Here is a 23,187-nt window from a genome sequence, read left to right on the forward strand (position 1 = left end):
GTGATGCTGTATGCCCTGCCAGGCGCCTCGTCAATCCTGACTTCGGCGGCTGTCCGAGCCGAAATCAGCGGGGCCGTCCGGGCCCGAGAAAGCCGCGCCGCGCCGGGTGCCGTCGCCGGCGCCGCTGAAGACAAGTGAATCCTGCGACGCCTCGGCCTGATGGTCGGCGGCAAAGTCGCGTTCCGGACGCTCGGAGGGGCCCGAGGAGCGGGCCTGCGCGGCGGCCAGGCCGGAGCGTTCGATGTTGGTGACGTCGGCGCGGACCCGGGGCAGCGAGTCCTGGCGGTGCTCGAAGACCCCGGCGACGAGCCGTTCGCGGACCAGGCAGCGCAGGTCCCACAGCGATGGGGCGTCGTTGGCGCTCACCAGGGCGCGCAGCCGGATCATCCCGCCGACCGCCTCGGTCACCTGAAGCACGCAGACCCGACCGTCCCACAGCTCGGTGCCCTCACACACCGACCGCAGCTCGGCGCGCATCGGCTCGACCGGTAGTGACCAGTCAACGTCGACCTCGGCAGTGCCCAGCACTGCCGAGCCGCGGCGGGTCCAGTTCTGGAAGGGCTTGGTGGTGAAGTACGAGGTCGGCAGGATCAGCCGGCGGTCGTCCCAGATCTGCACGCTCACGTACGTCAGGGTCAAATCCTCGATGCGGCCCCACTCGCCCTCGACCACCACCACGTCGTCGATGCGCACGGCGTCGCTGAACGCGAGTTGCAGCCCGGCGAACACGTTGCCGAGGGTGCTCTGCGCAGCCAGAGCGGCGATCACCGAGACCAGACCGGCGGAGGCGAGGACGCTGGCCCCCACCGCCCGTACCCCGGGGAAGGTCATCAGCATGACGCCCAACGTGACTATCACGATGGCCGCGACCGTCACCCGGCGCAGCATCTGCACCTGGGTCTTGAGACGCCGGGCCTTCATGTTGTCCGGGACGTCCACGCGCCACTTGGCCAAGGCGACGTCCTCGAGCACGAGCATGAGCGCGCCGATGAGCCAGGCCGCGGACCCGATCACCAGCAGCACCATGGTGTGCAGGACGCCCGCGCGAGCCGGGAAGTCGCCGGCGAAGCCGCGCACGGCGAGTTGGACGGCGAACACCGTCAAGAAGGTGAGGAAGGGCTGGTGCGCCGTGGTGGCGAGGTCGCGTAGCAACTGGGAGCGACTGCCGAGCCGCTTGGTCATCCAGTGCAGGGCCTCGGCCACCACCACGGCAAGGCCCGCCGCAATGACAACGGCGAGCAGGGCGGTCAGAACGCTGGTCACGGTTCCCTCTCCTCAACAGGGTTGGTTGCCAGCGATCTAGCTTGCCCCGCCCGCCGGTGCCTGCAACGTGCGTTGGCTGAGATCAGACGTTGGGGAACATCACACCTTGCGGTAGCGGGCCTGCGAGAAGCAGTAGACGCCGAAGGCCGCGATGCCGAGCGCGAACAGGGCGAGCAGCCACGGACCGTACGGCGCCCCGGCCAGCGTCTTGAGCGCGGCGTCCAGGCCACGGGCTTTCTCGGGGTCGTACTTGACCGCGGCGACGACGACCAGCACACCGGCAATGGCGTAGGCGGCGCCCTTGGCGGTGTAGCCGGCGATGCCCAGGCGCTGGGTGGTCTTGCGGACCTGGGCGCTCATCTGCTGGGTGTTGAGGTGCTTCTCGAACTTCTTCTTCAGCCCGTAGATCGCCAGTCCGACGCCGACGCCGACCACGACCACGCCGATCAGCCCGATCAGGAACCGGCCACCGGCGTTGTCCATCAGCGAGGACGCCTTCTGCTGCGAGCTGTCGCCGCTGGAGGTGTTCGAGCCCTGCAGCACCTTGATGCCCAGGAACGCAAAGTACAGGTACATGATGGTGCGGCAGCCGGAGATGAACCGCTCCGCGAGCGCCATCCTGCCCTGCTCGCCGCTCTCCCCGATGGCCGCCTCCAGCGCCTGCCACAGCGCCAGCCCGATCATGCCCACGATGACGATGACCACCAGCGTCTTGCCCATGGGCTTGCTGGCCAGCTCCTGCAGCGCCCCCGATTGGTCGCCGGACTCCGAGGAGGAGCCGAACGCCAGTTGCAGGGCGATCCAGGCGAAGAGCAGATGGATGACGCCGTACGCGATGAAGCCGCCGCGTGCCAGATATTCGAGCGGTTTGCTGTCGGCCGCGCGCGAGGCGGTGTTACGCGCTTGTGAGGAGGCAGTCATGGCCGCTTATGTGACCTGCGTAAAAGATTTCCAAACCTGCGTCGCACGCGCCCCGGCTGTGCTAACGCGACACCTGGATGCCGATGCTGTCGTCGCTGATGCTGTCCAGCGTCACCTGCAGCCCGCCCACGTCGACGGCCTGCTGGCCCTTGCTCAGCTGGACCTGCTCGCCGGCCACTTCGAGCGTGACGGTGTTCTGATCGGCGCTGACGAATTTCGCCTCGACGCCGAGCACGCTGACGCTGGCGTTCACGGTGCGCTCGATGGTCACGGTGCACTGATCGAGGCCGCACGAGACGTTGTCGTTGCTGCATCCGGAGACGAGGCCCAGACCGAGCACGGCGGCGGTGAACAGGGCGGCGGTCCTGGAAGCTGCGGTGTTCATCACCAGATCGAGGTTACCTGGGACGTGCCAGGGCCGGGCCATGGTGAGCCGGCCCTGGCCGCCCGGGCGTGAGCACGGCGGCAAGATCATTCCCGCCTGCTCGGGAACGGATCAGGCGGCGAGAGCCTGCTTGGTGCGGTCGGGCACGGGACTGCCGGCGATCAGTTCGGCCGCGGCCTGACCGCAGGCCCGGGTCGCGCCGTAGGTAGCGAGGTGCAGACCCCCGCTCACGCTGACGGGCACACCCATTTCCACGACAATGGCATCCGGCCGTACGGCCAGAGTGCGCTCCAGAGCGTCGGCGATCCACGGGTGCCGGTGCGCATCGCGGACGACCAGGACCAGCGGGCGAGCGCCGACGCCGTGCAGGATCGGGGCGACCGGGTCGGTGGTGCCGGCCAGGTCGTCGGCGCTGAGCCGCGCCGATGTGGTGCCGGGCAGCAGCTCGCCCAGCGGCGCACCCACGCCCCACGGCGTCTCGGCCCCGATGGCGATGTTGCGCGGCGGCACGAACTCGACCACGTGCGGCGCCACCTCGAGCGGCAGCTGCGGGGCGTCCTCGGTCGCGGTGACCCTGAGCGCCCGCCGGGCCGCGGCCTGGCCGACAGCGGAACCGGAGATGGCGATGACCTCGGGCACCGGGGTCGTACCGGCCAGGTCGGCGATCGCGCGGGCCCCGACGGCGGTCTGGGTCTGCAGCGTCCACGCGGCCAGCTCCCGGACCCGGCGGGCGGCGTCGCGCAGCCGTTCCTCGCTGAGTTCCCCGTTGCGTACGGCCGCCACGAGCGCGTCGCGCAGCCGGATCGCGGTCTGCTCGTCGGCGTGGTCACCGCCCACGCAGATCGCGTCGGCCCCGGCAGCCACGGCGCGCACGGTGGCGCCGGTGATGCCGTACTTGCGGCTGACGCCCTGCATCTCGACGGCGTCGGTGACGATCAGCCCGTCGAAGCCGAGCTCCTCGCGCAGCAGACCGGTCAGGATGCGCCGGCTCAGCGTGGCGGGCACCTCGGGGTCGTACGCGGGGACGACGAGGTGACCGGTCATGATCGAGCGCACCCCGGCGGCGATGGCGGCCTTGAACGGCACCAGCTCCACCTCTTCGAGGCGGGCGCGGTCGTGACCGATGACCGGGACGTCGTGGTGCGAGTCGACGGCGGTGTCGCCGTGGCCCGGGAAGTGCTTGGCACAAGCGGCAACGCCCGCGTCCTGCAGACCGCGGACCCAGGCGGCCGCGTGCCGGGCCACCAGTGCGGGTTCGGCGCCGAATGCCCGTACCCCGATGATCGGATTGTCGGGGTTGTTGTTGACGTCGGTGTCCGGGGCGTAGTCGAGCGTGATGCCGGCGTGGGCCAGGTCCATGCCCAGGTCGCGGGCCACCGCGCAGGTCAGCTCGAGGTCGTCGACGCTGCCCAGACCCAGGTTGCCGGGCCGGGAGCTGCCGTGGCGCGACTCGAAGCGGGTGACGTCGCCGGCCTCCTCGTCGATGGCCACGATGACGTCGGGCCGCTCGGCGCGCAACTGAGCGGTCAGCGCCGCGATCTGCGCGGGCGACTCGACGTTGCGGGCGAACAACGCGACGCCGCCCAGCCCCTCCGCCAGCCGGCGCCGCACCCAATCGGGCGCGGTGAGACCGACGAACCCGGGCTGCAGAACCGCATCGGCGAGCTCCGGCAGATCGCCTGAATTCGGCATAGCTTCGCGTACCTCCGGTGACGATCAATACGCGCTCGGTGAACGCGTCCCCCTCAGTGATCAACCGCCTACCGTCATGGGCGCGGTGACGTCCTATGGTCGCCCACCCTGCCGCTTTAGTCAACAAACCTTTCTATTAGGCCTGCTTTAAGTGTTGTAGCTAGGTGCCTCACTCGGGTCGAGAAGGCGGTGGAGCTGCCGGCGATACGATCGGAAGGTGCTTTCGCCTACTTCGCTCGCCGTGTCCGGTGTCGACTGGGGTCAAGTCCACGCCGTCAAGCTCCTCGGGGTCGCCCTCGGTGGGCTGATCCTGCTGTGGGCGATCAAAAAGATGTTCGGCCGCTAGTGACGCGGGTATCCGCCCGTCATGAAAATCGGATACTTCCTGTCGAGCGAGGAATACACCCCCGCTGAGCTGATCGAGCAGGCCAAGGGCGCGGAGCGGGCCGGGTTCGCGAACCTGTGGATCTCCGACCACTACCACCCATGGGTCGACGCGCAGGGCCAGAGCGCGTTCGTCTGGTCCACGATCGGCGCGCTCAGCCAGGCTGTCTCGCTGCCCATTACCACGGCGGTGACCTGCCCGACCGTGCGCATCCACCCGGCGGTCATCGCGCAGGCGGCGGCGACCAGCGCGGTGCTGACCGGTGGGAAGTTCCGGCTCGGCGTGGGCACCGGCGAGGCGCTCAACGAGCACATCTTCGGCGACGCGTGGCCCGAGGCGGATGTCCGCCTGGAGATGCTCGAAGAAGCCGTCGAGATCTTGCGCGAGCTGTGGAAGGGCGGCGTGGTCTCGTACCGGGGGAAGCACTACACCGTCGAGAACGCGCGCGTCTACACGCTGCCGGAGAAGCCGGTGGAGATCCTGGTGTCGGGCTTCGGACCCAAGGCAATTGAGGTTGCCGCGCGCATCGGTGAGGGCTTTGTCAGCACGATGCCCGACGGCGACGCGGTCAAGCAGTTCCGCTCGCAGGGTGGCGGCGACCGCACGGCGCAGGCCGGGTTCAAGGCAGCGTTCGCCGACACTGAGGAAGAAGGTGCCCGGCTCGCGTACGAGAAATGGCCCAATGCGGGCGTACCCGGTGAACTCTCTCAGGTTTTGCCGTCGCCCAAGCATTTCGAGCAGGCCGCCCAGCTCGTCACGCAGGAGCAGGTCAAGGAGGCGTTCGTCTGCGGCAAGGACCCGCAGGCCCACCTCGAGATGATCGAGCAGTACGCCAAGGCGGGCTTCGACGAGGTCTATGTCGCCAACACCGGCCCCCACTACCAGGGCCTGTTCGACCTGTACGCCGAGCACATCCTGCCCAAGCATGCGTGACGTTTGCCGAAGCTCGTAGTGGGGCACAGTGGCCGATCGATGAAGCTCAACATTCCCGTCTATGGGCCTCGCCTGCGCAAGATCGCGCGCAAGCATTTCGGGTGGCCCTCGCTGCGCCCGGGACAGGCCAAGCCCATGCGGGCGGTGTTGCGCCGGCGTGACGCGCTCGTCGTCCTGCCGACCGGCGCCGGCAAATCGGCGATCTACCAGATCCCGGCGGTCCTGCTGCCCGGCCCGACAGTGGTGATCTCACCGCTGCTGGCCCTGCAGCAGGACCAGATCGCCGCGCTCAACGAGTACGGCGACCCGGCGATCCGCGCGGTGCGGGTCAGCTCCGCGGAGACCCCGGCCCAGCAGCGCGAGGCGATCCAGGAGCTACGCGAGGGCCGCGCCGAGTTCCTGTTCATCACCCCGGAACAGCTCAGCGACCCGGAACGCCTGGCCGAGGTCCGCGCGCTGCGGCCCGGCCTGGTCGCGGTCGACGAGGCGCACTGCATCTCGGTGTGGGGCCACGACTTCCGCCCGGACTTCCTGCAGATCGGCCACCTGATCAAGGGCATCGGCCGCCCGCCGGTGCTGGCGCTGACCGCCACGGCCTCGCCACCGGTGCGCGACGACATCATCGAGCGGCTGCAACTGCGCAACCCCGAGATCCACGTGTCCGGCTTGGATCGCAAGAACCTCTTCCTTCAGGTCGCGCAGTGCCCGGACGAGAACTACCGCTGGCGCCGCCTGACCGCGCTCCTGGACGAGACCACCCGGCCCGGCATCATCTACGTCGCCACCCGCCGGGCGGCCGAGGAACTGGCCACACGCCTCACCGCAGCGGGTTACCCGGCCGAGTTCTACCACGGTGGCATGGCCGCCGGCGCCCGCGAGCAGCGCCACGAGGACTTCACCAACGACAAGGTCGACATCATGGTGGCCACCTCGGCGTTCGGCATGGGCATCGACAAGCCCAACATCCGCTGGGTGGCCCACATGGCCCTGCCCGACTCCCCCGACAGCTACTTCCAGGAAATCGGCCGCATGGGCCGCGACGGCGAACCGGGCCACGCGCTGCTGCTGTGGCGCGCCGAGGACGAAGCCATCCAACGCTTCTTCACCGGCGGCAGCCCGTCCGATGTGGAGCTGCGGGAGCTGGCCGCGGCGGTGCGCGGCGGGGCAACCTCAAAGGCCGCGATCAAGGAAAAGTCCGGGCTGGGCCCGCGCAAGCTGGGGCAGTTGCTGGCGCTGCTGGAACAAGTGGGAGCGGTCAAGGCCGACGGCAGCAAATGGAAGGTTCCCCGGTACGCCCCCCTGCCCGCCAAGGCCGCCGAGGAAGCGGTAGCCGAGCACGAGCGCCAGCAGACCGTGCAACGTTCACGCACCGACATGATGCGCGCGTTCGCGCAAACCCGGGCCTGCCGGACGCAGACGCTGCTGGCCTACTTCGGCGAGGACCTGGGACGCGCGTGCGGCCACTGCGACAACTGCGTGGATGGCGTGGCCGAAGAGGTCATCGAGGCCACCGGCGACGAGCCGTTCGCGGTGCACAGCACCGTGCAGCATGCGGAGTGGGGACCGGGCATGGTGATGGGCTACGAAGAGGACAAGATGACCGTCCTGTTCGAGAGCGTGGGTTACAAGACGCTGGCCGTGTCGGTGGTAGTGGAGAACGAGCTGCTCACCGCCGGGTAGCGCACCGCCAGCCCGCCGACGCCGGATCGCCGTCGCCTGGCACTCGTAGTGCCAGGTTCTGTTTACTGCAATCTGCGCGTGCTGTGGTTGCCCCCTGAGTGGACTGCACTGATCATGATCGCTCACGGGGCTTCCTGACCCGTTCTGGACAGGACTGGAGCATTACATGCACCACCGCACCCGCCGCGTTGCCACTGGCTTTGCGGCTCTGGTTCTCACGGTTGCCGGCACCGGCCTGACGAGCGTCGCAGCCCACGCCGCGCCGGCGTCACCGACCATGTGTGAGCCGAACATGCAGTCCATCAAGATGACCAGCACATCCTCGACCCGCACAGTCACCCACGCCAAGTACTTCTCGATCCCGGCCGGCGGCGGGGGCGAGGTCAGCCGGACCGTCGAGAAGGTCGGCTCCATCACGGCGTCGGTCAGCTACTCCTCGACGACCGAGGTCAGCGCCAAGGCGATCATCGGCGAGCTGAGCGAGTCGGTCGGCGTCACGGTTGCCGCGTCGGGCACCAAGACCAAGAGCACCTCCGAGACGGTCAAGGTCACCGTGTCCTCCGGCAAGTACGCGTTCTTCTCCGGGGTCAAGAAGTTCAAGGGCAAGTGGACGTCGAGCAAGTGCAACAGCAGTGGCACGAAGGTCATCAAGTCCAACGGCAGCGCGGTCTCCTTCGCCGTACCGGCCGACGGTGCGGCTAAGTGCTCTTCCTCGTACGCGACGAGCAGCTTCGAGTACAAGGCAAAGGTCATCGCTTGCTGAGAACGACCCTCGTACGGGCATTCCTGGCCGCCGCGCTGCTCACCGGCGCGGCGGCCTGCAGTGATGAACCTGGCCCGGCTGAGCGGGCTCCGACTGCTGCGGCGCCCGCGGTCGCCTGCCGCCAGTCGATTGCGGAACCGACGTCCGGGCTGCTCACGGTCGAGCAGATCTGGCCGTCCACACCGAGCACGGTGCACGGGTACGCCGCCGCTTCCTACGATCCCGCAGGCTGCGGCACCCCGGCCACGCAGCCGGTGGACTGCACCCAACCGTTTCCCTGGTTCTCGGCCACAGCGGAGGAGTCCGACGCCATCTTCGGCAGCACCGGGGTCGGATACGCGTACACAGCAACCGTGCGCGGAGCGGATCCCAAACCGGCCGGCCAGGTGATCACCCCGCTGGAAGTCCGCGAGCTGGTGCTGACCCTGCACGGCAACGCGGCCGGCCATCCGGTGGTGGCGGCGGCCAAGCAATGCGCCAAGCCGGTGCAGGGGCTGGCCTTCACCGCATACCGCACGCAGATCGACAGCACGGACATCGACACGCCCATCACGGCGATGCTGGCGGTGCTCGACGACAAACTGATCTGGGTGGAGTACGACGAGCAGGGGTGGAGCGAGGCGGCGTATACGCGGGTGCTCAAGCTGGCCGTCGCGGACGCTCACTCGATCGGATAGGGCGTAATGATTACGCCGAGCAGGCCGGCCCGGAGGCTCCCGGGCCGGCCCGGACAACGTCAGTCCGCGAGGGCCTTGGCCAGGTTGTCGCGGAAGGTGCGCTCGCTGTCGGTGATCACGTCGCCGCCGATGCCCAGGACGCCGCCAGTCGAGGCCGCACCCACCACCGTCTCGGCGATCTCGACCAGCCAGTGCTTGTAGGTCTCCGCGTCCGCCGAGGAAGCCTTCGCCGCGAGCAGCGCCGAAGCCTCCGCGGCCCGGGTGACCACGTCCTCGCCGTAGCCGATCGGGTCGGCGGGTTCGATGGCCGGAAGTTCCTCGCCCTGCTCCGGGTCGCCGGTCGCCGCGAGGACGCTGCGGGCCACCGCGCCGACCAGCGGGCTCGCCGAGGCGCGGGCGTCGGCGATCTTCTCCAGGCCGGCGGCGGTTTCCTGGCGGGTCTTGCGGGCGCTGTCGTGGGTGGCCGCGCTGGCGGCGGTCAGCACCGACTGGGGCAGGCCGACGAGCAGCCCCCATTCGGCGTCGGTGAAACCGAACTGGGCGTACAGCGGTGCGTCCGTCACGAGTGTGTCCTCACTTCACTTCCAGATACAGGCGCTGCACAACCTATCCACCGGACGCCAGAAACAAACCCCTCACTGTGCGTGGCGAGCGCGGGGCCCACCGCACGGATGACGATCGGCATCGCTGCGGCACGATGGACCGGTGGCGACCGAGCCGCTCGCGGCCTGACCGGTGCGCTCACCGATCTGCTCACCTTCGCCGGAGGAAACTCGGAGGCTACGCCGCTGAGGTGCGGGCCTGGACCGCCCGGATGACGGCGGCCATGTCCTGATCGGCGTGGCCCAGGGCGGCGGTTTCGGCGTACAGGGCCTCACAGATGTCGATCAGCGGGGAGGCGATGCCGGCTGTCCGGGCGGCCTCGGTAATCAGGAGGTTGTTGTAGAGGACGTCGCGGATGGAGGCTTGGACCTCGAAGTCGCCGGCCAGCAGTTTGGCTACTTTGACGCGGGAGATGGCGCTGGCCATCTGGCCGGCGTTGAGGACTGCGGCCAGCACGTCCAGGTCGAGGTTGTGCTGCTCGGCGAAGTGCACGGTTTCGGCCAGGCCGGTGACGGTGCTGATCAGGAAGACGTTGACCGCGAGCTTCATCAGCAGGCCGCGGGGCACGGCACCACAGCGGACCGTTTCGCGGCACAGGGGTGCGAGGAGGGGACGTACCGTGGCGATGTCGGCGTCCTCACCGGCCAGCATCGCGACCAACTGTCCAGTTTCGGCGGGTTGACGGGAGCCGGAGACGGGGGCCTCGACGTGGCGCCCACCAGCCGCGCGGATCCGCTCGCCGAGTGCTGTCGAATAGCCGGGCGCGGTCGTACCCATGGGCACGATGATTTTGTTCCGCAGGTCCGGCACGGTGGCCAGGACCTCGTCGATGGCGGGCGGGCCGGAGAGCATGACCAGTACCACGTCGGCCGCCGCGACCGCCTCGGCGGCACTGCCCGCAACAGTGGCACCGGCTGCGGCGACAGGCGCGCATCGCCCGGCGGTACGGCTCCAGACGATCAGCGGTGTGCCCGCGCGGGCAAGGTTGAGCGCCATGGGTTGTCCCATGACGCCCAGTCCCAAGAAACCAACGGTCATGCGCCGCAGAATACTGCGGCACCGGGACAACGCTAGGCGACCGCTTCGGCCTCGGTGCTGCGCCGGCCCGCGACTGTCGAGTAGACCGAGCCGAGCTGGGAGGCGACTCGCTTCCAGGAGTACGCCTGGCGGGCGCGGTCGAGCGCTGCGGTGGCGTACGCGAACCGCCTGACCTTGTCGTTCACCAGCCGCCGCAGAGCGCTGCCCAGGGCGCGGGGATCACGCGAGGCGACCAGGTCACCGGTGAGTCCGTCGACGACCGTCTCATTGAGCCCGCCCACCGTGGTGCCGATCACCGGGACGCCGCAGGCCATGGCCTCCAGCGGGGCCAGCTCGAACTGCTCGCTCCACGGCGCCGCCACCAGCAGGTCGGCAGAGCGGTACCAGCGCGGCATGTCGCCGGCGGGGACCCCGCCCACCAGGCGCACCCGGTCGGCCACCTGGTATTGCTCGGCCAAGGCGCGCAGCCGCTTGGCGTGCGGGTCGGTGGCCAGTTGCTGTGCGGGCGGGCCGCCTACCACGACGCACTCGGCGCCGGGCACGAACCGCATGGCCTGGATGACGTCGCCGAAGCCCTTGCGCTCGACCAGACGGCCGACGGACAGGATCCGCGGGCGCTGCGGGTCGCGGTCGACCGCCGGGCCCTCCGGGGTGAACCGTTCGCTGTCGACCCCGGCCGGTACGACGGTCAGGTGCGCCCGCGGCACCCCGAGGCGCACCAGACCGCTGAGTTCATCCTGGCTCTGGGCCACGACGCGGTCGACGGCCCGGCCGAGGGCACGCTCGTACCCCGTACGCGAGGGGCCGGAGTCCTTGCCGTTGGCTCCACCCTCACCAAGTTCGTGGAAGGACTGGACCACCGGGATGCCGACCTGGCGGGCAGCGGTCACCGCGGCCAGGCCGCTGGTCCAGTAGTGGGCGTGGGCGACCTCGGGCAGCCAGTCGCTGTCCCGCCACTCGGTGCGCAGCCAGGCCGCGAAGTCACCCATGTGCGGCAGCAGCGCCTCGGCCGGCAGGGCCTGAGCCGGGCCGGCGGGCACGTGCACGACCTGCACGCCGGCGCCGATCGGCACCATCGCCGGCAGCCCCGGGTCGTCGCGGCGTACGTAGACGCGCACCTCGTGGCCCATCTCGGCGAGGGCGGTGGAAAGCTCGGCGACGTGTCGCTGCTGGCCCGCGGCGGAAGCGTCCGGGGCAGGCAGCGGGCTCGCGTGCTCGGAAATCATGGCGATTCGCACGGGGTCCTCCTCCGACAGCTTGATTCCGGGAGAAGACCGGACTTAGGGCTGGCGATACGCGGTGCAGCTTGCCCGTCACCGTAAAGCGTAAACATTGCCGCAGCGGGTACAGGCTTGCTCGTGGCTATCGTGCAGCGTACCGTCCCGGCCCCGCCCGATCAGGTGTTCGCCGTGCTCGCCGACGGGTGGACCTACAGCGACTGGGTGGTCGGCACGGTGCATATCCGTGACGTCGACGCGAGCTGGCCGCAGGTCGGCTCCAAGCTGCACCACAAAGCGGGCCCGTGGCCGCTGTCGCTGCACGACTCCTCCGAGGTGCTGGAGATGGTGCCGGAGCGGTTGCTGGTGCTCAAGGCCGGTCTGTGGCCCGCCGGTGAGGCCACGATCAAGATGGAGCTGCAGCCGCAGGGGGCCGGCTCGACCCGCGTCACCATGAGTGAGACCTTCCACGCCGGCCCGCTGAACTGGATCCACAACAAGATCAACGACCTGGTGCTGCACCGCCGCAACATCGAGTCGATCCGGCGTTTGTCCGACATCGCCATCCGGGAAAAGAGCCGTTCGTGACCCAAACCGTCGTCATCACAGGAGCGAGCGCCGGCGTGGGCCGCGCGGTCGCCATCGCCTACGCCCGCCGCGGAGCCCGCCTCGCCCTGATCGCCCGGGGTAGTGCCGGCCTGGAGGGCGCTTCGCTGGAGGCCCGCGCGGCCGGAGCCGCCGAGGTCCGCACATACCAGCTGGACGTGGCGGATGCCGATGCGGTGCAGCGCGCGGCCGATGACGTGGTGCAGGCGTGGGGCTCCCTGGACGTGTGGATCAACGACGCCATGACCTCGGTTTTCGCGCCTGCGTGGGAGATCAGCCCGGCGGAGTTCCGCCGGGTCACGGACGTCAACTACCTGGGTACGGTGTTCGGCACGCTGGCGGCGCTCAAGCACATGCGAGCGGCCGGGCAGGGCACCATCGTGCAGATCGGCTCGGCGCTGGCCTACCGGGGCATCCCACTGCAGGCGCCGTACTGCGCGTCCAAGCACGCCATCCAGGGCTTCAACGACTCTCTGCGCGCCGAGCTGCTGCACGACGGCAACCAGGTCAAACTCTCGATGGTCCAGCTCCCTGCGGTCAATACGCCGCAATTCTCCTGGGTACGAACCCGGCTGCCCAACCACCCCCAGCCGGTCCCCCCGATCTACCAGCCCGAAGTGATCGCCAAGGGTGTCCTGTGGGCGGCGGACAAGGGCAAGCGCGAGCTGAACATCGGCGGCCCGACCCTCAAGACCCGCCTCGGCAACATCGTGGCCCCGGCATTCCTGGACTGGTACCTCTCGCGCGACAAGACCGGCTACCAGGGTCAGCAGACCGACGAGAAGATCGACCTGGCCACCTGGCAGGACAACGTCGACAAGCCGGCCGACGAGACCCGCGACCACGGCGCTCACGGCATCTTCGACGACCAGAGCCGCACCAGCTCGTTCGCGCTGTGGGCGGCCACCCACAAGCCGCTGGTGACCGGGGTGCTCAGCGCCGGGGTCGGGCTCGCCGCAGCCGGGCTGCTGCGCCGGCGCTGAACGCCCATCCCGTCCGGGTCACCGATCGGAGCCCGGGCGGGACAAATCGGCTTTGTCGGCTACCGGATCGGCCGCTTCCCGACCGGCTCATCAATCACGCACAGTAAGGGTAACGTCCCTCAATGCTGAGCCGGAGGTTGCCGTGAGTGAGTTCGCCGTGGTCGGGCTGGTCGCCGCCGTCCTTGTGTTCATCCTGGTCATGGAGCTGCTGGCGGCTGCCGTGCCGGTTCTCATCGTGGTCACCCTGGTGCCACCGGAGGAACGCCCAGCGCTCGCCGCCTGCCTCGCCGCCCTGGACAGCCGGCGGCGGCTGCGCTTGTGGCCCGCCCTGCGAGCGGCGGTAAGGGTCCACCGCCAGCGGTGAGGCACGTCAGGGCATGCGTTTCAGCGGTAGATCGACTTGTTGGCGGTGCTGATGACGCCCTGGTACAGCGAACCGGTCAGCGCCCGGTTGCGGGCCAGCGCCGCGCGAGCCGCGTTGGCCCCCGGAGCACCGTGCACGCCGCCGCCCGGATGGGCCGAGGCGCTGGCCAGGTAGAGCCGGTCGACCGGGGTGTCGGGGCGGCCCAGGCCGGGCACCGGGCGCAGGAACAACTGTTGGTACGCCGCGGCCGTACCCCCGCCCAAGGCTCCACCGACCAGCGACGGGTCCTCCTTCTCAAGGTCCGTCGGGGAGAACACGTTGCGGCCCTCGACCAGCTTGCCGAAACCGGGGGCGTGATTCTCCAGCACCGTCTCGATGCGTCCGACGTGCTCCTCGATCTCGCCCGCGTCCCAGTGCTTGCGGTGCGGCAGATGGGTGTACGCCCACACCGACTCGGTGCCCTCGGGTGAGTGCAGCGGGTCGGCGGTTGTCATCTGACCCAGCAGCAGGAACGGCTTCTCCGGCACTTTGTTGGTGGCCAGCGCGGCCGCGTACCGGGTCAGGTCGTTGAGGTCGGCGCCCAGATGCACCGTGCCCGAGCCGGCCGCCTTGGGGTTCGTCCAGGGGATCTTGCCGTTGACGGCCCAGTCGACCTTGACGGTGGCGCCGTCCCAGCGGAAGAACTCCAGGTCCTCGGTGAAGCGCGACGGCAACCAGCGCTCGCCGACCAGGTCGAGGAAGAGCGCGGGCGCCGGGACGTCGGCCAGCACCGCGCGCTTGGCCCGCCAGTTGCGCCCGTCGGCCGTGCGGACCCCCATGGCCTTGCCGCCGCCGACCAGGATGCGGGTGACCGGGGTGTCGTATTCGATGCGGCCGCCGCGGGCTGCGAGCCGGGCCACGAGCGCGTCGGTGATCTTCTGAGCGCCGCCGACCGGCACGGGCCAGCCGAACTGCTGACCGAGCATGGCGAGCAGCCAGCCGTACACGCCGCCGCCGGCTTCCTCCGGGGACAGGTCGGTGTGCAGGGCGCAGCCGGCCAGGGCGAGCTGAGCGCCTTCGCCCTGGAACAGTTCCGATCCGAGTTCGCGTACGGACAGAACCAGGCGCCGGGCCAGCCGCAGCGACCCGCCGACTCCCAACCGGCGCAGCAGGTCCAGTCCCGAGCGCACCGGGGGGAACGGGGTGAGCACGACCTTGAGCATCGGGTCGGAGACGTGGCACCAGTCGTCGTACGCGTTCTTCCAGCGCTGACCGTCGCCGGGGGCGAACTGCTCCATCGAGGCCATGGTGGTCGCCAGGTCCCGGTTGACCGTGGCAGCACGCCCGTCCGGCAGCAGGTGGGTGAGCACGTCGGGGGCGTGCGTCCACTCCAGCCCGTACTGCTCGAGGTCCAGGCTGTCGAGCACCGGGGAGGCGTAGCCGAGCGGGTAGAACGAACTCATCAGATCGCTCAGGTAGCCCGGGGCCGTGACGAAGCCGGAGCGCACCGCGCCGCCGGGCTGAGGGGTTGCTTCCAGAACCTGGACGCTCCAGCCCGCGTCGGCGAGCAGGTTCGCCGCAACCAAGCCGTTGTGTCCCGCACCGATGACAATCGCGTCCGCTCGCTCCACGGGGCGACGGTACCCCGCGCTGTTTGCCGCAAACACCGCTCGGGTAGTGGTCCGTGCGCATGGCGTGAGGAATAGAGGAGCCCCCCGGATGACAGCTGTTGTGACGCGCCTGCCCAGCAAGATCCGGCAGCTCCGCTGGTCCACCTGGCGTGGCGTGCTGTGGCGCAGCATCACCGGCTTCATCGATGACGACTGCGGTGACCTGGCTGCGGCGCTGACCTACAACGCGGTGCTGGCCGTCTTCCCGGCCGTGATCGTGGTGGTCGCGCTGGTCAACCTGGTCACCGACGGCCCCACAGCCGTGGACTCGATCATCGGCATCCTCAAGGACCTGGGCGCCGGGTCGGTGGTGGCCAACCAGAACTTCACCGACGTGCTCAACGCCATCATCGCCCAGCAGAGCTCGGCCAAGGTGCTGCTCAGCGTGGGTCTGTTCGGTGCGCTGTGGTCGGCCTCGGGATACGTGGGCGTGTTCACCCGCGCCTCGAACCGCATCTACGGCGTCGAGGAGGGCCGGCCGTTCTGGAAACTGCGCCCGGTGCAGATCGGGCTCAGCGCGGTCGGCCTGGTGCTGATGGCACTCGTCGCGATCGGCCTGGTCATCAGCGGCCCGCTGGTCGACGCGGTCGGTGACGCCCTGCACGCCGGCAGCACCGCCCGCACCGCCTGGTCGATCGGGCGCTGGCCGGTGCTGGTGATGATCCTGATGTTGTTGCTCTCGCTGCTGTTCTGGGTCGCCCCCAACGTGCAGCGGCCCCGGTTCCGCTGGCTCACCGTGGGCGGGGCGGTCGCGCTGGGCGTGTGGGCGCTCGCGTCGTTCGGGTTCGGGCTGTACGTGGCCAACTTCGGCTCGTATGACAAGACCTACGGCAGCCTGGGCGCGATCATCGCCTTCCTGGTCTGGCTCTACCTCGCCAACTCGGCGCTGATGCTGGGCGTGGAGATCAACGCGGAGCTTCAGCGGGGCCGGGCACTGCAGGCCGGCATCGAGGACCCGGATCCGCCGCTGCCGCCGAAAGAGCCGGTTTAGCGGTACGCCGCCCGGGCACCACAGGGTCTGTTGAACGCGAAAGATCTGCACAAGGAGTTGAGCATCGTGAGCACGGTTACCGAGTCTGTTGATGTGAACGTCCCGGTGCGCACGGCGTACAACCAGTGGACCCAGTTCGAGGAGTTCCCGCGGTTCATGGGCGGCGTCACCGAGATCCGTCAGCTCGACCCGACGACGACGCACTGGAAGACCAACATCGACGGCGTCAAGCGCGAGTTCGACGCCACGATCACCGAGCAGCTACCCGACGAGCGGGTCGCGTGGACCTCGACCGAGGGCAGCAAGCAGGCCGGTGTGGTCACCTTCCACCGCCTCGACGAGAACACCACGCGGGTCACCTGCCAGATGGACTTCGAGCCGGACGGCGTGCTCGAGGCCGCCGGCGACAAGCTGGGGTTCCTGGACCGGCAGGTGAAGGGTGACCTCAAGCGGTTCAAGGAGTACATCGAGGGCCGCGGCGGCGTCGAGACCGGCGCGTGGCGCGGCGAGGTGGACCGGCCGCAGCCGTAACCAGCGTTTTATCACGAAGGCCGCCGGGATTCCGGCGGCCTTTTCGTGGGTACGGCACAGAGCATGACTGACCGCGAAGACGATGGCGTGTGGCGCGACGAGGACAAGCTCTCCGTGCAGGAGCTGAGCAGCGCCATGGCTACCTATGACACCGACGGGCAGGGCGACCCGACCGACAACGACGCCGGCCTGGAGCAGGCGTTCGGCAACGACGCGCAGGTGCCCGACCAGAGCGACACCGGCGCCACGGACCCGGACCGCGAATTCCGGCCGAGCCCGACCGGGCGCACCGGCCCGCACTGAGGACCGCGCCCGAGGGCCATCCCCGAGGTGGCCCTCGTCAGCGGGAACGCACGGTTACCGCGCCGGCCGGGGACGTGATGTCGAGCGAGTAGCGCCTTGTGGTCGTACCCACCGAGGTCAGCACGGATCCCGGGCCCGCAGCGGCCGGAACACGTCCCGGGAGCGTGACTGACGCCGCTCCCCCACGCAGCCGCAGCCGCACCGCCGTCGCCCGCGGCACCGAGACGACCAGCTCGCCGACCGCACCCGTCACGGTGATCGGCACCGATCCCGACGGTCTGGACAGACGCACCTGCACCAGCCCGGCGCCGGAGCCGAGGGCCATCTTGCGGATCTTGCCTGACCCCAGATCCAGGTGTTGCTCCCCCGCACCGGCGGGCAGCCGCAGATCCCAGCGCACCCGCCGGTTGAGCAGGATCTCGACGGTGTCCGGGCCGTCCCCGCCGGTCGGGACCAACGCCAGCCGCACACCCCCCGAGGGCCCGGTGATCCGGGGAGCCAGCCCCGACCCGGCCGGGGTGCTGATTTTGTAAAGCAACCCCGGGAGCGATATCAACCGGATGTCGACGCGCGACGCGGCGTCCCGCAGGCTGAGAGTGGCGATGCCCCTTTCCGGCAACACGCCGGTTAAAACATGCAATTGTGTCGATTCCTGAGGGAGTGGAGCCGGGCTCGGAAATGGCCGGCACCCGCCCGAAAACATCGCCGTGACCAGCACAAACAGGGCAAATATACGGCGGGTGGGGCGATGGCGACGCAGCGCAGTAGGCACCATCGGACAACACGCTATCGGCCGAAAGGGTGACGGCGATCTTGTTAAACCGGGCCAGACTGGCCGAATGCGATCTGCTGCTGGTTTCCTCTCCGAGCGTCAGCGCCGACTTGCCTGGGTGGGCTTCGTGCTCGCCGCGTTCCAGGCGCCGCTCGCCGCCTCGCTCATCGACGACGCCTCCTGGCTCTTCGCGGTCGTCGTGGCCCTTGTGGTCGCCACCGTGATCATGGCCGACGACAACCAGCGCCGCTCCGCAGCGGCCACCGCCGAAATGGAATAACGCTTCAGGGCCGGGATTCGTGGCCCGGCCGTCCTGCGGTGCGGCGCTGCTCCTTCAGCTCGGCCTCGTAGAGGTGCCGCCGGCCACCGGCCAGCTCGTCGCGGGCATCCTTCTCCAGGTTCCGGAACTCGGTGTAGTAGCCGTCGTCGTACTCCTCGACCACCTGGAACGTCCACCGCCCGGCAAGCACGTTGCGCCCGATCAGCTCCCGCTCGATCCGCTCGGCCAGCTTGTCGTGCCCGGCGCGGCGGAACAGCTCCGCGGCGTCGTCCAGCGCGAAGTCGGCCTTGCCGGTGAGCTGGTGCAGCGAGTACAGGTGCCCGCGGATCCGCTCGACGGTCTCCAGGGCCTCGCTGAACTTCCCCAGCGCCTCGACGGTGGTGTCGTCGAGCCCGGCCGGTCGGCGGGGGCTGTCGTCGGGTGCGGTCATGGCGCTGTACTTCCCCGCTTGGTGCAGTTCAACCGAGCTGCACCGATCAGGGGAACCGTTGGCTACCCGGGCGTCCCTACCTTTTGAACCTATGAATGGCCTGTTCAGCGGCGCTGCCGCCCGCGCTGCCCTGCGTTCCGCCCACACCAGCCTGACCGAGCTGACGGCCTGCGTCGGCGACTCCGGCTTCGAGGCTGCCGCCCGGTTCCCCGGGCTGCTGGCCACCGTCGACCAGCATGCGGCCGGCATCCGCGACAGCCTGTCGACCGACGTGCGCCCGCTCACGCCGATCATCCTGGCCGCCTACGCCGAGGGTGTGCGCGACGCGGCGTTCAAGCACGGCTGGCGCCCGCCGGCCGGCCCGATTGACTGGTCGGCAAAAGACTGGGTGCTCACCCGCCTGCTCGCGGTCTGCTCGCTGGCCCGCACCCTGCCCGCCTGACCCTTCGACCCAGCGAGGCGAACACCACCGCTCCAGGCCTGAAGGCCGGCACCCACCCGGGTGCCGGCCTCCTTATTTCCCGGGGTCCTCCGGGCGCTTGATGATCTGGGTTTCGCCCTCGTCGTCGTCCGGGCCGAACCCGGGCACCGGGTTGTCCTCGCGCGGGCGCCGCTGCGCCGGGATGATCTGCGTCTGCTCCTCGGCCGCTTCCTGCAGCAGGCGCTGCCGCTCGGCCTCGGCTCGAGCCCTCTCGGCCCGTTGCGCGGCCTGGCGTACCTGCTCCTCGCGTTCGGCGGCGGCGCGCCGCTCGGCCTCCTGCCGTTCCTGCTCGGCCTTGCGCACGGCTTCCGCCCGCTTCTGCTCGGCCTCGATCCGGGCCGCCTCGGCGCGTGCTTCCTCGGCCTGACGCCGCTCGTCCTCGGCCTTGCGGGCGGCTTCCCGGCGCTCCTCCTCGGCCTTGAGCGCCGCCTCCGCGGCCTCCCGCTCGCGCCGGGCCTTGTCCTCCGCGTACATCCTGGCGTGCTCGCGGATCAGCGCCGACTCCTCGCTCGCGCGTTGCAGCCAGATGTCCCAGCGCTGCTGCATCGGCCGGACCAGCCCGCCGCCCACGCCGACGATCACCACGCCGGCGACCGTGGCCAGCACCGCGATCAGCACCGGCTGGGTCACCGCGGTGGCGATGCCCACTTGGTCCAGCGCTGCTATCACGCCCAGGGCCATGATCACCCAGTACGCGACGCGGGCCAGCAGCCACCCGTGGGCCAGCCCGCCCAGCGCGCTGCTGATCAGGTCGCGGGCCGCGCCGCCGATCGCCGCGGCCACCACGATGATCACGATGGCCACGAATGCCCGGGGCAGCCAGCCGACCAGCGCGGTGAGCAAGTCGCTGACCGGGTTGGGCCCCCAGATGCCGAACGCGAGCTGCAGCGCGAACAACAGCACCGCATAGAACGCGATCTTGGCGCACAGGTCGCTGGGCTGGATCCGGTCACCCAGCGCGCGGCCGACCGCACCGCGCTCCACCGCCCGGTCGAAGCCGACGCGGTGCAGCGCCTTGGCCACCACCGTGCGGGCCAGCCGGGCCAGCAGCCAGCCGATGCCCAGGATCAGCAGGAACGCGAGCGCGGCGGGCAGGAACAACAGGATCGATCGCCACATGTCTCGCAGCGCATCGCCGACGTCGGGGCCAGTCATGGGGCAGAGAGTAGAGCGGGGGTGCTCGTCGCGCACTCTCGGACGACCTCGCGACGGCATCATCCACACGTACCGGACAGATCAGCACGTCCGGCCAGTGCCCCCATCGTCCGAACGGCCGAGGCGGGCTACGCTCATGGCATGGTCGGCATGGGGAGCCCTTCGGCAATGACAGCGTTACCTGCGCCGGAGCCCTCGCCGGGGACTGCCTTACCCGCCTCGGACGTCGATATGCCGGCGCGTGCCGGGAAATGTGCCGACCTTGTCGCCGGGTTCGCCTGGGACACCACTCCGCTGGGCGCGCGCGACTCCTGGGACCCGGCCGTGCAAGCCACCGTCGAGATGCTGCTCACCTCGCCGGTTCCGATGGCGCTGGCCTGCGGCGACGACTTCGTGATGATCTACAACGACGCCTACGCCGACGTGCTCGGGGCCAAGCATCCCGCCGCGCTCGGCACGCCAGCCGCCGGGGTGTTCGGCGAGGCGTGGCAGAACCCGGGCCTGGGCGGGGTGGTCACCGACGTCCACCGCACCGGTCAGTCGTTCCTCGAGGCCGAGACCCAGATAGCGGTCCCGCGCGGAAATCACGTCGAGCAGGCCTCGTTCACCAGGGGCCATTCCGTGGTACGCGACCAGCGCGGCGCTGTCGCCGGGGTGCTGACCGTCGCCGCGGAGACCACCCACGTCACCCGGCGCCTGCAGAGCCTGGGCGAGCTGACCGCCAAGCTGGCCTCCGCGCTGACCATCGATGACGTGGCGCGCGTCGTCCTGACGTACGCGATGGCCTCCTTCGATGTTGATCACTGTGTTTTTGCTGTTGACGACGGTGACGAGTTCCGCTTCGTGCGGCGCATCCGCGGCGAGATGATGGACGAGGCGGACGAGCGGCTGCCCCCGCTGTGGAAGCGGATCGGCGCCGACGTGGACGCCCCGATGGTCACCGCGGCGCAGAGCGGACGGCCCTCGTTCACCTCCGACGGCGCGCCGCTGGCCACGATCGCCACCGACCGGCACGAGCGGCGGGTGCGGGCGCTGGCCGCGATGCCGCTGACCACGGAGTCGCTGACCGGCGCGCTGACCATGGGCTACCGCGCGACCCACTCGTGGTTGCCGGCCGAGCGCGCCCTGCTCTATGCGATCGCCGAACTGGTGGCCCAGGCCGCCGAGCGGGCCCGCCGGTTCGAGGCCCAGCACGGCACCGCCCAGCTACTGCAACGCTCGATGCTGCCGGAGCACCTGCCCGAGCTGGACCGCTTCCGCATCGCCGCGCGCTACGACGTGGGCGTGGACGGCAACGCGGCCGGCGGCGACTTCTACGACGCGTTCGAGCTGGCCGACGGGCGCCTGGCCATGGTGCTCGGCGACGTGGCCGGGCACGACGTGCGGGCCGCCGCGGTGATGGGCCAGGTGCGCGCGGCGCTGCGAGCCCTGGCGCTGACCGACGCCGCGCCGCCGACCGTGCTGGCCGGGCTGGACCGGCTGGTCGGCTCGCTGGGGGCCGAGTCGCGCAACGAGGAAATCTTCGTGACCGTGGTGTACGGGGTGCTCGACCCGGCCAACGGCACGATAACGCTGGCCAGCGCCGGTCACCCGCCGCCGGTGCTGCGCCGGGCCGGACGTGGCGAAGCCACCGCGGCGCTGGTGACGGTGCCGCCGGGTGCACCGCTCGGGCTGGGTGGCCGGTGGCAGTCGGCCACCGTGCAGCTCGAGCCGGGCGACACGATCCTGATGTACAGCGACGGCGTGGTCGAGCGCCGCGAACGCCCGCTCAGCGCCGGGCTCGACGACCTGGTGGCGGCCACCGCGGCAGCGGCCAGCGGCGACCCGCGCAACCTGTGCGCGCTGGCCACGGCGGCGGTGAGCGGGCCGACCGACGACGACGTGGCCGTGCTGGCGGTGGAGCGGGCGGTCGCGCTGAGCCGGTCCGCGACGATGCTGGTGCCCGCCGAGCCGACCGGACCGAGCCGGGTCCGCCAGTGGATGAGCACCCGGCTGCGCGACTGGTCGGTGCCCGAGCCGGTGATCGGGGCGGCCATCCTGTGCACCAGCGAGCTGACCACCAACGCGCTGCTGCACGCCGGCACCCCCGCCCAGGTGCACATCGACCTGAGCGCCGAGCGGCTGCTCGTCTCGGTGGCCGACACCGGCACCCGCGGGGCGGTCACCCGGGCCCGCACCGACGCCCTGAGCAGCCGCGGACGCGGGCTCGGCTTGATCGAGGAACTCAGCGACACCTGGGGCACAGACCCGACAGTGCGCGGCTCAACCGTGTGGTTCGAGATGCTCATACCTGCCCCGAAAAAGGGGTAAGTGCCTGGGCATGACAGCTAAACGAGGGGTCCTCTTCGACGTCGACGGCACCCTGGTCGACACCACGTACCTGCACGCGGTCGCCTGGTGGGAGGCGCTGCGGCAGAGCGATCACGACGTACCCATGGCGGAGATCCACCGGGGCATCGGCATGGGCTCGGACAAGCTGGTCGAGCACCTGCTCGGCGACCGCCGCGACAAGTCGAAGGACGACGAGCTGTCCACCGCCCACGACGTGCTGTACGGCGCCTGGTGGGAGCGTCTGCGCCCGCTACCCGGTGCGGCCGACCTGCTGCGGGCCTGCGCCGGGCGCGGGCTGGCGGTGGTGCTGGCATCCTCGGCCAAGAGCGAGGAACTCAAGCAGCTACGCCGCGTGGTGGACGCCGACGACGTGATCACCGCGGCTACCTCCTCCTCGGATGCCGAGCAGAGCAAACCCGAGCCGGACATCCTGCAGGCAGCACTGGAGCAGTCCGGCGTCGACCCCCAGCACAGCGTGTACGTGGGCGACGCGGTGTGGGACGTCAAGGCCGCGGCCAAGCTCAACATCGCGTGCATCGGGCTGGCCTGCGGTGGCACCAGCGCCGCCGAGCTGCGCGAGGCCGGGGCGGTGGAGACGTACGAGAACCCGGCCGATCTGCTCGCCCACCTGGACCAGTCGTACCTGAGCAAGCTGCGCTGAGCGTGTAGCGGCGCCAGCCTGGTGGAAACCTGCGGCGGAGCTGCCGGTTCGGCGCCGGCCAGCTTCATGGGGTGGCTGGCGACGAGCCAGCCA

The 23,187-nt window shown here is 70.1% G+C and carries 26 protein-coding genes; 15 read left to right on the top strand and 11 right to left on the bottom strand.

Annotated features, from left to right (window positions below):
- Positions 1-30 precede the first annotated feature (30 nt).
- From TFC3_RS21540 to TFC3_RS21555, 4 genes are all read right to left on the bottom strand, one after another.
- Positions 31-1,263 (bottom strand): mechanosensitive ion channel family protein, encoded by a 1,233-nt coding sequence (locus TFC3_RS21540; RefSeq protein WP_067502878.1) that lies wholly within the window; start codon positions 1,261-1,263, stop codon positions 31-33.
- A 99-nt stretch (positions 1,264-1,362) separates the two neighbouring features.
- Positions 1,363-2,184: a DUF1206 domain-containing protein gene (locus TFC3_RS21545; protein WP_067502881.1), complete on the bottom strand. Its 822-nt coding sequence runs from the start codon at positions 2,182-2,184 to the stop codon at positions 1,363-1,365.
- 61 nt (positions 2,185-2,245) lie between these two features.
- Complete coding sequence (locus TFC3_RS21550; RefSeq protein WP_067507212.1) at positions 2,246-2,569, bottom strand: hypothetical protein; 324 nt, start codon at positions 2,567-2,569, stop codon at positions 2,246-2,248.
- A 111-nt stretch (positions 2,570-2,680) separates the two neighbouring features.
- Positions 2,681-4,261 carry a glycoside hydrolase family 3 protein gene (locus TFC3_RS21555; protein WP_067502883.1) on the bottom strand — a complete coding sequence of 527 codons (1,581 nt, stop codon included), beginning with the start codon at positions 4,259-4,261 and terminating at the stop codon, positions 2,681-2,683.
- Between the two features lie 217 nt (positions 4,262-4,478).
- Between TFC3_RS21555 and TFC3_RS40065 the strand changes: the two genes are divergently transcribed.
- The 5 genes from TFC3_RS40065 (at position 4,479) to TFC3_RS21575 (ending at position 8,699) form a co-directional block, all read left to right on the top strand.
- Positions 4,479-4,607: a hypothetical protein gene (locus TFC3_RS40065; protein ID WP_255363783.1), complete on the top strand. Its 129-nt coding sequence runs from the start codon at positions 4,479-4,481 to the stop codon at positions 4,605-4,607.
- Between the two features lie 21 nt (positions 4,608-4,628).
- Positions 4,629-5,579, top strand: coding sequence for a TIGR03557 family F420-dependent LLM class oxidoreductase (locus TFC3_RS21560; protein ID WP_067502886.1), 951 nt, complete (start codon positions 4,629-4,631; stop codon positions 5,577-5,579).
- A 39-nt stretch (positions 5,580-5,618) separates the two neighbouring features.
- Complete coding sequence (locus tag TFC3_RS21565) at positions 5,619-7,259, top strand: ATP-dependent DNA helicase RecQ (RefSeq protein WP_067502889.1); 1,641 nt, start codon at positions 5,619-5,621, stop codon at positions 7,257-7,259.
- A 166-nt stretch (positions 7,260-7,425) separates the two neighbouring features.
- Positions 7,426-8,022 carry a hypothetical protein gene (locus TFC3_RS21570; protein ID WP_067502893.1) on the top strand — a complete coding sequence of 199 codons (597 nt, stop codon included), beginning with the start codon at positions 7,426-7,428 and terminating at the stop codon, positions 8,020-8,022.
- The gene (locus TFC3_RS21575) at positions 8,016-8,699 is read left to right on the top strand and encodes a hypothetical protein (RefSeq protein WP_067502896.1); all 684 of its coding nucleotides are present in this window, start codon (positions 8,016-8,018) and stop codon (positions 8,697-8,699) included. The genes TFC3_RS21570 and TFC3_RS21575 overlap by 7 nt, the downstream gene beginning before the upstream one ends.
- A 59-nt stretch (positions 8,700-8,758) precedes the next feature.
- Here TFC3_RS21575 and TFC3_RS21580 read toward each other — a convergent pair whose 3' ends face one another.
- The 3 genes from TFC3_RS21580 to TFC3_RS21590 all read right to left on the bottom strand — a co-directional run bounded on the left by TFC3_RS21580 (position 8,759) and on the right by TFC3_RS21590 (position 11,578).
- A complete protein-coding gene (locus TFC3_RS21580) occupies positions 8,759-9,262 on the bottom strand; it encodes a hypothetical protein (protein ID WP_067502897.1) in 504 nt (167 codons plus the stop codon).
- Positions 9,263-9,479: 217 nt separating this feature from the next.
- Entirely contained in the window at positions 9,480-10,340 is an 861-nt protein-coding gene (locus TFC3_RS21585) for an NAD(P)-dependent oxidoreductase (protein WP_067502902.1), read from the bottom strand.
- 32 nt (positions 10,341-10,372) lie between these two features.
- Positions 10,373-11,578, bottom strand: coding sequence for a glycosyltransferase (locus TFC3_RS21590; protein WP_067502906.1), 1,206 nt, complete (start codon positions 11,576-11,578; stop codon positions 10,373-10,375).
- Between the two features lie 120 nt (positions 11,579-11,698).
- On the opposite strand from TFC3_RS21590, the gene TFC3_RS21595 reads away from it, so the two are divergent.
- The 3 genes from TFC3_RS21595 to TFC3_RS21605 all read left to right on the top strand — a co-directional run bounded on the left by TFC3_RS21595 (position 11,699) and on the right by TFC3_RS21605 (position 13,510).
- Complete coding sequence (locus TFC3_RS21595; RefSeq protein WP_067502909.1) at positions 11,699-12,145, top strand: SRPBCC family protein; 447 nt, start codon at positions 11,699-11,701, stop codon at positions 12,143-12,145.
- Complete coding sequence (locus TFC3_RS21600) at positions 12,142-13,146, top strand: SDR family oxidoreductase (RefSeq protein WP_067502912.1); 1,005 nt, start codon at positions 12,142-12,144, stop codon at positions 13,144-13,146. Before TFC3_RS21595 ends, TFC3_RS21600 begins: the two co-directional genes overlap by 4 nt.
- Positions 13,147-13,288: 142 nt before the next feature.
- A complete protein-coding gene (locus tag TFC3_RS21605; RefSeq protein WP_067502914.1) occupies positions 13,289-13,510 on the top strand; it encodes a hypothetical protein in 222 nt (73 codons plus the stop codon).
- Between the two features lie 20 nt (positions 13,511-13,530).
- Here the strand turns inward: TFC3_RS21605 and TFC3_RS21610 are convergent, their stop codons facing one another.
- Complete coding sequence (locus tag TFC3_RS21610) at positions 13,531-15,120, bottom strand: NAD(P)/FAD-dependent oxidoreductase (RefSeq protein ID WP_067502917.1); 1,590 nt, start codon at positions 15,118-15,120, stop codon at positions 13,531-13,533.
- Between the two features lie 88 nt (positions 15,121-15,208).
- Between TFC3_RS21610 and TFC3_RS21615 the strand changes: the two genes are divergently transcribed.
- The 3 genes from TFC3_RS21615 (at position 15,209) to TFC3_RS21625 (ending at position 16,984) form a co-directional block, all read left to right on the top strand.
- A complete protein-coding gene (locus tag TFC3_RS21615) occupies positions 15,209-16,150 on the top strand; it encodes a YihY/virulence factor BrkB family protein (protein WP_067502920.1) in 942 nt (313 codons plus the stop codon).
- 66 nt (positions 16,151-16,216) lie between these two features.
- Positions 16,217-16,681 carry an SRPBCC family protein gene (locus TFC3_RS21620; protein WP_067507215.1) on the top strand — a complete coding sequence of 155 codons (465 nt, stop codon included), beginning with the start codon at positions 16,217-16,219 and terminating at the stop codon, positions 16,679-16,681.
- Positions 16,682-16,744: 63 nt separating this feature from the next.
- A complete protein-coding gene (locus tag TFC3_RS21625; RefSeq protein WP_067502922.1) occupies positions 16,745-16,984 on the top strand; it encodes a hypothetical protein in 240 nt (79 codons plus the stop codon).
- 37 nt (positions 16,985-17,021) lie between these two features.
- On the opposite strand, the gene TFC3_RS21630 is transcribed toward TFC3_RS21625, so the two are convergent.
- Positions 17,022-17,606, bottom strand: coding sequence for a hypothetical protein (locus TFC3_RS21630; protein WP_153040328.1), 585 nt, complete (start codon positions 17,604-17,606; stop codon positions 17,022-17,024).
- Between the two features lie 217 nt (positions 17,607-17,823).
- On the opposite strand from TFC3_RS21630, the gene TFC3_RS21635 reads away from it, so the two are divergent.
- Positions 17,824-18,036: a hypothetical protein gene (locus TFC3_RS21635; RefSeq protein ID WP_067502927.1), complete on the top strand. Its 213-nt coding sequence runs from the start codon at positions 17,824-17,826 to the stop codon at positions 18,034-18,036.
- 4 nt (positions 18,037-18,040) lie between these two features.
- Here TFC3_RS21635 and TFC3_RS21640 read toward each other — a convergent pair whose 3' ends face one another.
- Complete coding sequence (locus TFC3_RS21640; protein WP_067502930.1) at positions 18,041-18,466, bottom strand: hypothetical protein; 426 nt, start codon at positions 18,464-18,466, stop codon at positions 18,041-18,043.
- Between the two features lie 91 nt (positions 18,467-18,557).
- Here TFC3_RS21640 and TFC3_RS21645 point away from each other — a divergent pair, with 91 nt between their 5' ends.
- A complete protein-coding gene (locus TFC3_RS21645; RefSeq protein ID WP_067502933.1) occupies positions 18,558-18,908 on the top strand; it encodes a DUF6401 family natural product biosynthesis protein in 351 nt (116 codons plus the stop codon).
- A gap of 72 nt (positions 18,909-18,980) precedes the next feature.
- On the opposite strand, the gene TFC3_RS21650 is transcribed toward TFC3_RS21645, so the two are convergent.
- Entirely contained in the window at positions 18,981-20,102 is a 1,122-nt protein-coding gene (locus tag TFC3_RS21650) for a hypothetical protein (RefSeq protein ID WP_067502935.1), read from the bottom strand.
- Between the two features lie 141 nt (positions 20,103-20,243).
- Here TFC3_RS21650 and TFC3_RS21655 point away from each other — a divergent pair, with 141 nt between their 5' ends.
- Positions 20,244-22,412 carry a SpoIIE family protein phosphatase gene (locus TFC3_RS21655; RefSeq protein ID WP_082772214.1) on the top strand — a complete coding sequence of 723 codons (2,169 nt, stop codon included), beginning with the start codon at positions 20,244-20,246 and terminating at the stop codon, positions 22,410-22,412.
- Between the two features lie 10 nt (positions 22,413-22,422).
- Complete coding sequence (locus tag TFC3_RS21660; RefSeq protein ID WP_067502941.1) at positions 22,423-23,094, top strand: HAD family hydrolase; 672 nt, start codon at positions 22,423-22,425, stop codon at positions 23,092-23,094.
- Positions 23,095-23,187 lie beyond the last annotated feature (93 nt).

Source organism: Actinoplanes sp. TFC3 (assembly GCF_001553785.1).
Lineage (GTDB): Bacteria > Actinomycetota > Actinomycetes > Mycobacteriales > Micromonosporaceae > Actinoplanes.

Excerpts from the sequence above, each read along its gene's own strand:
- TFC3_RS21615 (WP_067502920.1), top strand. The coding sequence starts at position 15,209 with ATGACAGCTGTTGTGACGCGCCTGCCCAGCAAGATCCGGCAGCTCCGC.
- TFC3_RS21570 (WP_067502893.1), top strand. The coding sequence starts at position 7,426 with ATGCACCACCGCACCCGCCGCGTTGCCACTGGCTTTGCGGCTCTGGTT.
- TFC3_RS21640 (WP_067502930.1), bottom strand. The coding sequence starts at position 18,466 with ATGACCGCACCCGACGACAGCCCCCGCCGACCGGCCGGGCTCGACGAC.
- TFC3_RS21550 (WP_067507212.1), bottom strand. The coding sequence starts at position 2,569 with ATGAACACCGCAGCTTCCAGGACCGCCGCCCTGTTCACCGCCGCCGTG.
- TFC3_RS21555 (WP_067502883.1), bottom strand. The coding sequence starts at position 4,261 with ATGCCGAATTCAGGCGATCTGCCGGAGCTCGCCGATGCGGTTCTGCAG.
- TFC3_RS21565 (WP_067502889.1), top strand. The coding sequence starts at position 5,619 with ATGAAGCTCAACATTCCCGTCTATGGGCCTCGCCTGCGCAAGATCGCG.
- TFC3_RS21585 (WP_067502902.1), bottom strand. The coding sequence starts at position 10,340 with ATGACCGTTGGTTTCTTGGGACTGGGCGTCATGGGACAACCCATGGCG.
- TFC3_RS21625 (WP_067502922.1), top strand. The coding sequence starts at position 16,745 with ATGACTGACCGCGAAGACGATGGCGTGTGGCGCGACGAGGACAAGCTC.
- TFC3_RS21545 (WP_067502881.1), bottom strand. The coding sequence starts at position 2,184 with ATGACTGCCTCCTCACAAGCGCGTAACACCGCCTCGCGCGCGGCCGAC.
- TFC3_RS21635 (WP_067502927.1), top strand. The coding sequence starts at position 17,824 with ATGCGATCTGCTGCTGGTTTCCTCTCCGAGCGTCAGCGCCGACTTGCC.
- TFC3_RS21645 (WP_067502933.1), top strand. The coding sequence starts at position 18,558 with ATGAATGGCCTGTTCAGCGGCGCTGCCGCCCGCGCTGCCCTGCGTTCC.
- TFC3_RS21650 (WP_067502935.1), bottom strand. The coding sequence starts at position 20,102 with ATGACTGGCCCCGACGTCGGCGATGCGCTGCGAGACATGTGGCGATCG.
- TFC3_RS21560 (WP_067502886.1), top strand. The coding sequence starts at position 4,629 with ATGAAAATCGGATACTTCCTGTCGAGCGAGGAATACACCCCCGCTGAG.
- TFC3_RS21660 (WP_067502941.1), top strand. The coding sequence starts at position 22,423 with ATGACAGCTAAACGAGGGGTCCTCTTCGACGTCGACGGCACCCTGGTC.
- TFC3_RS21655 (WP_082772214.1), top strand. The coding sequence starts at position 20,244 with ATGGTCGGCATGGGGAGCCCTTCGGCAATGACAGCGTTACCTGCGCCG.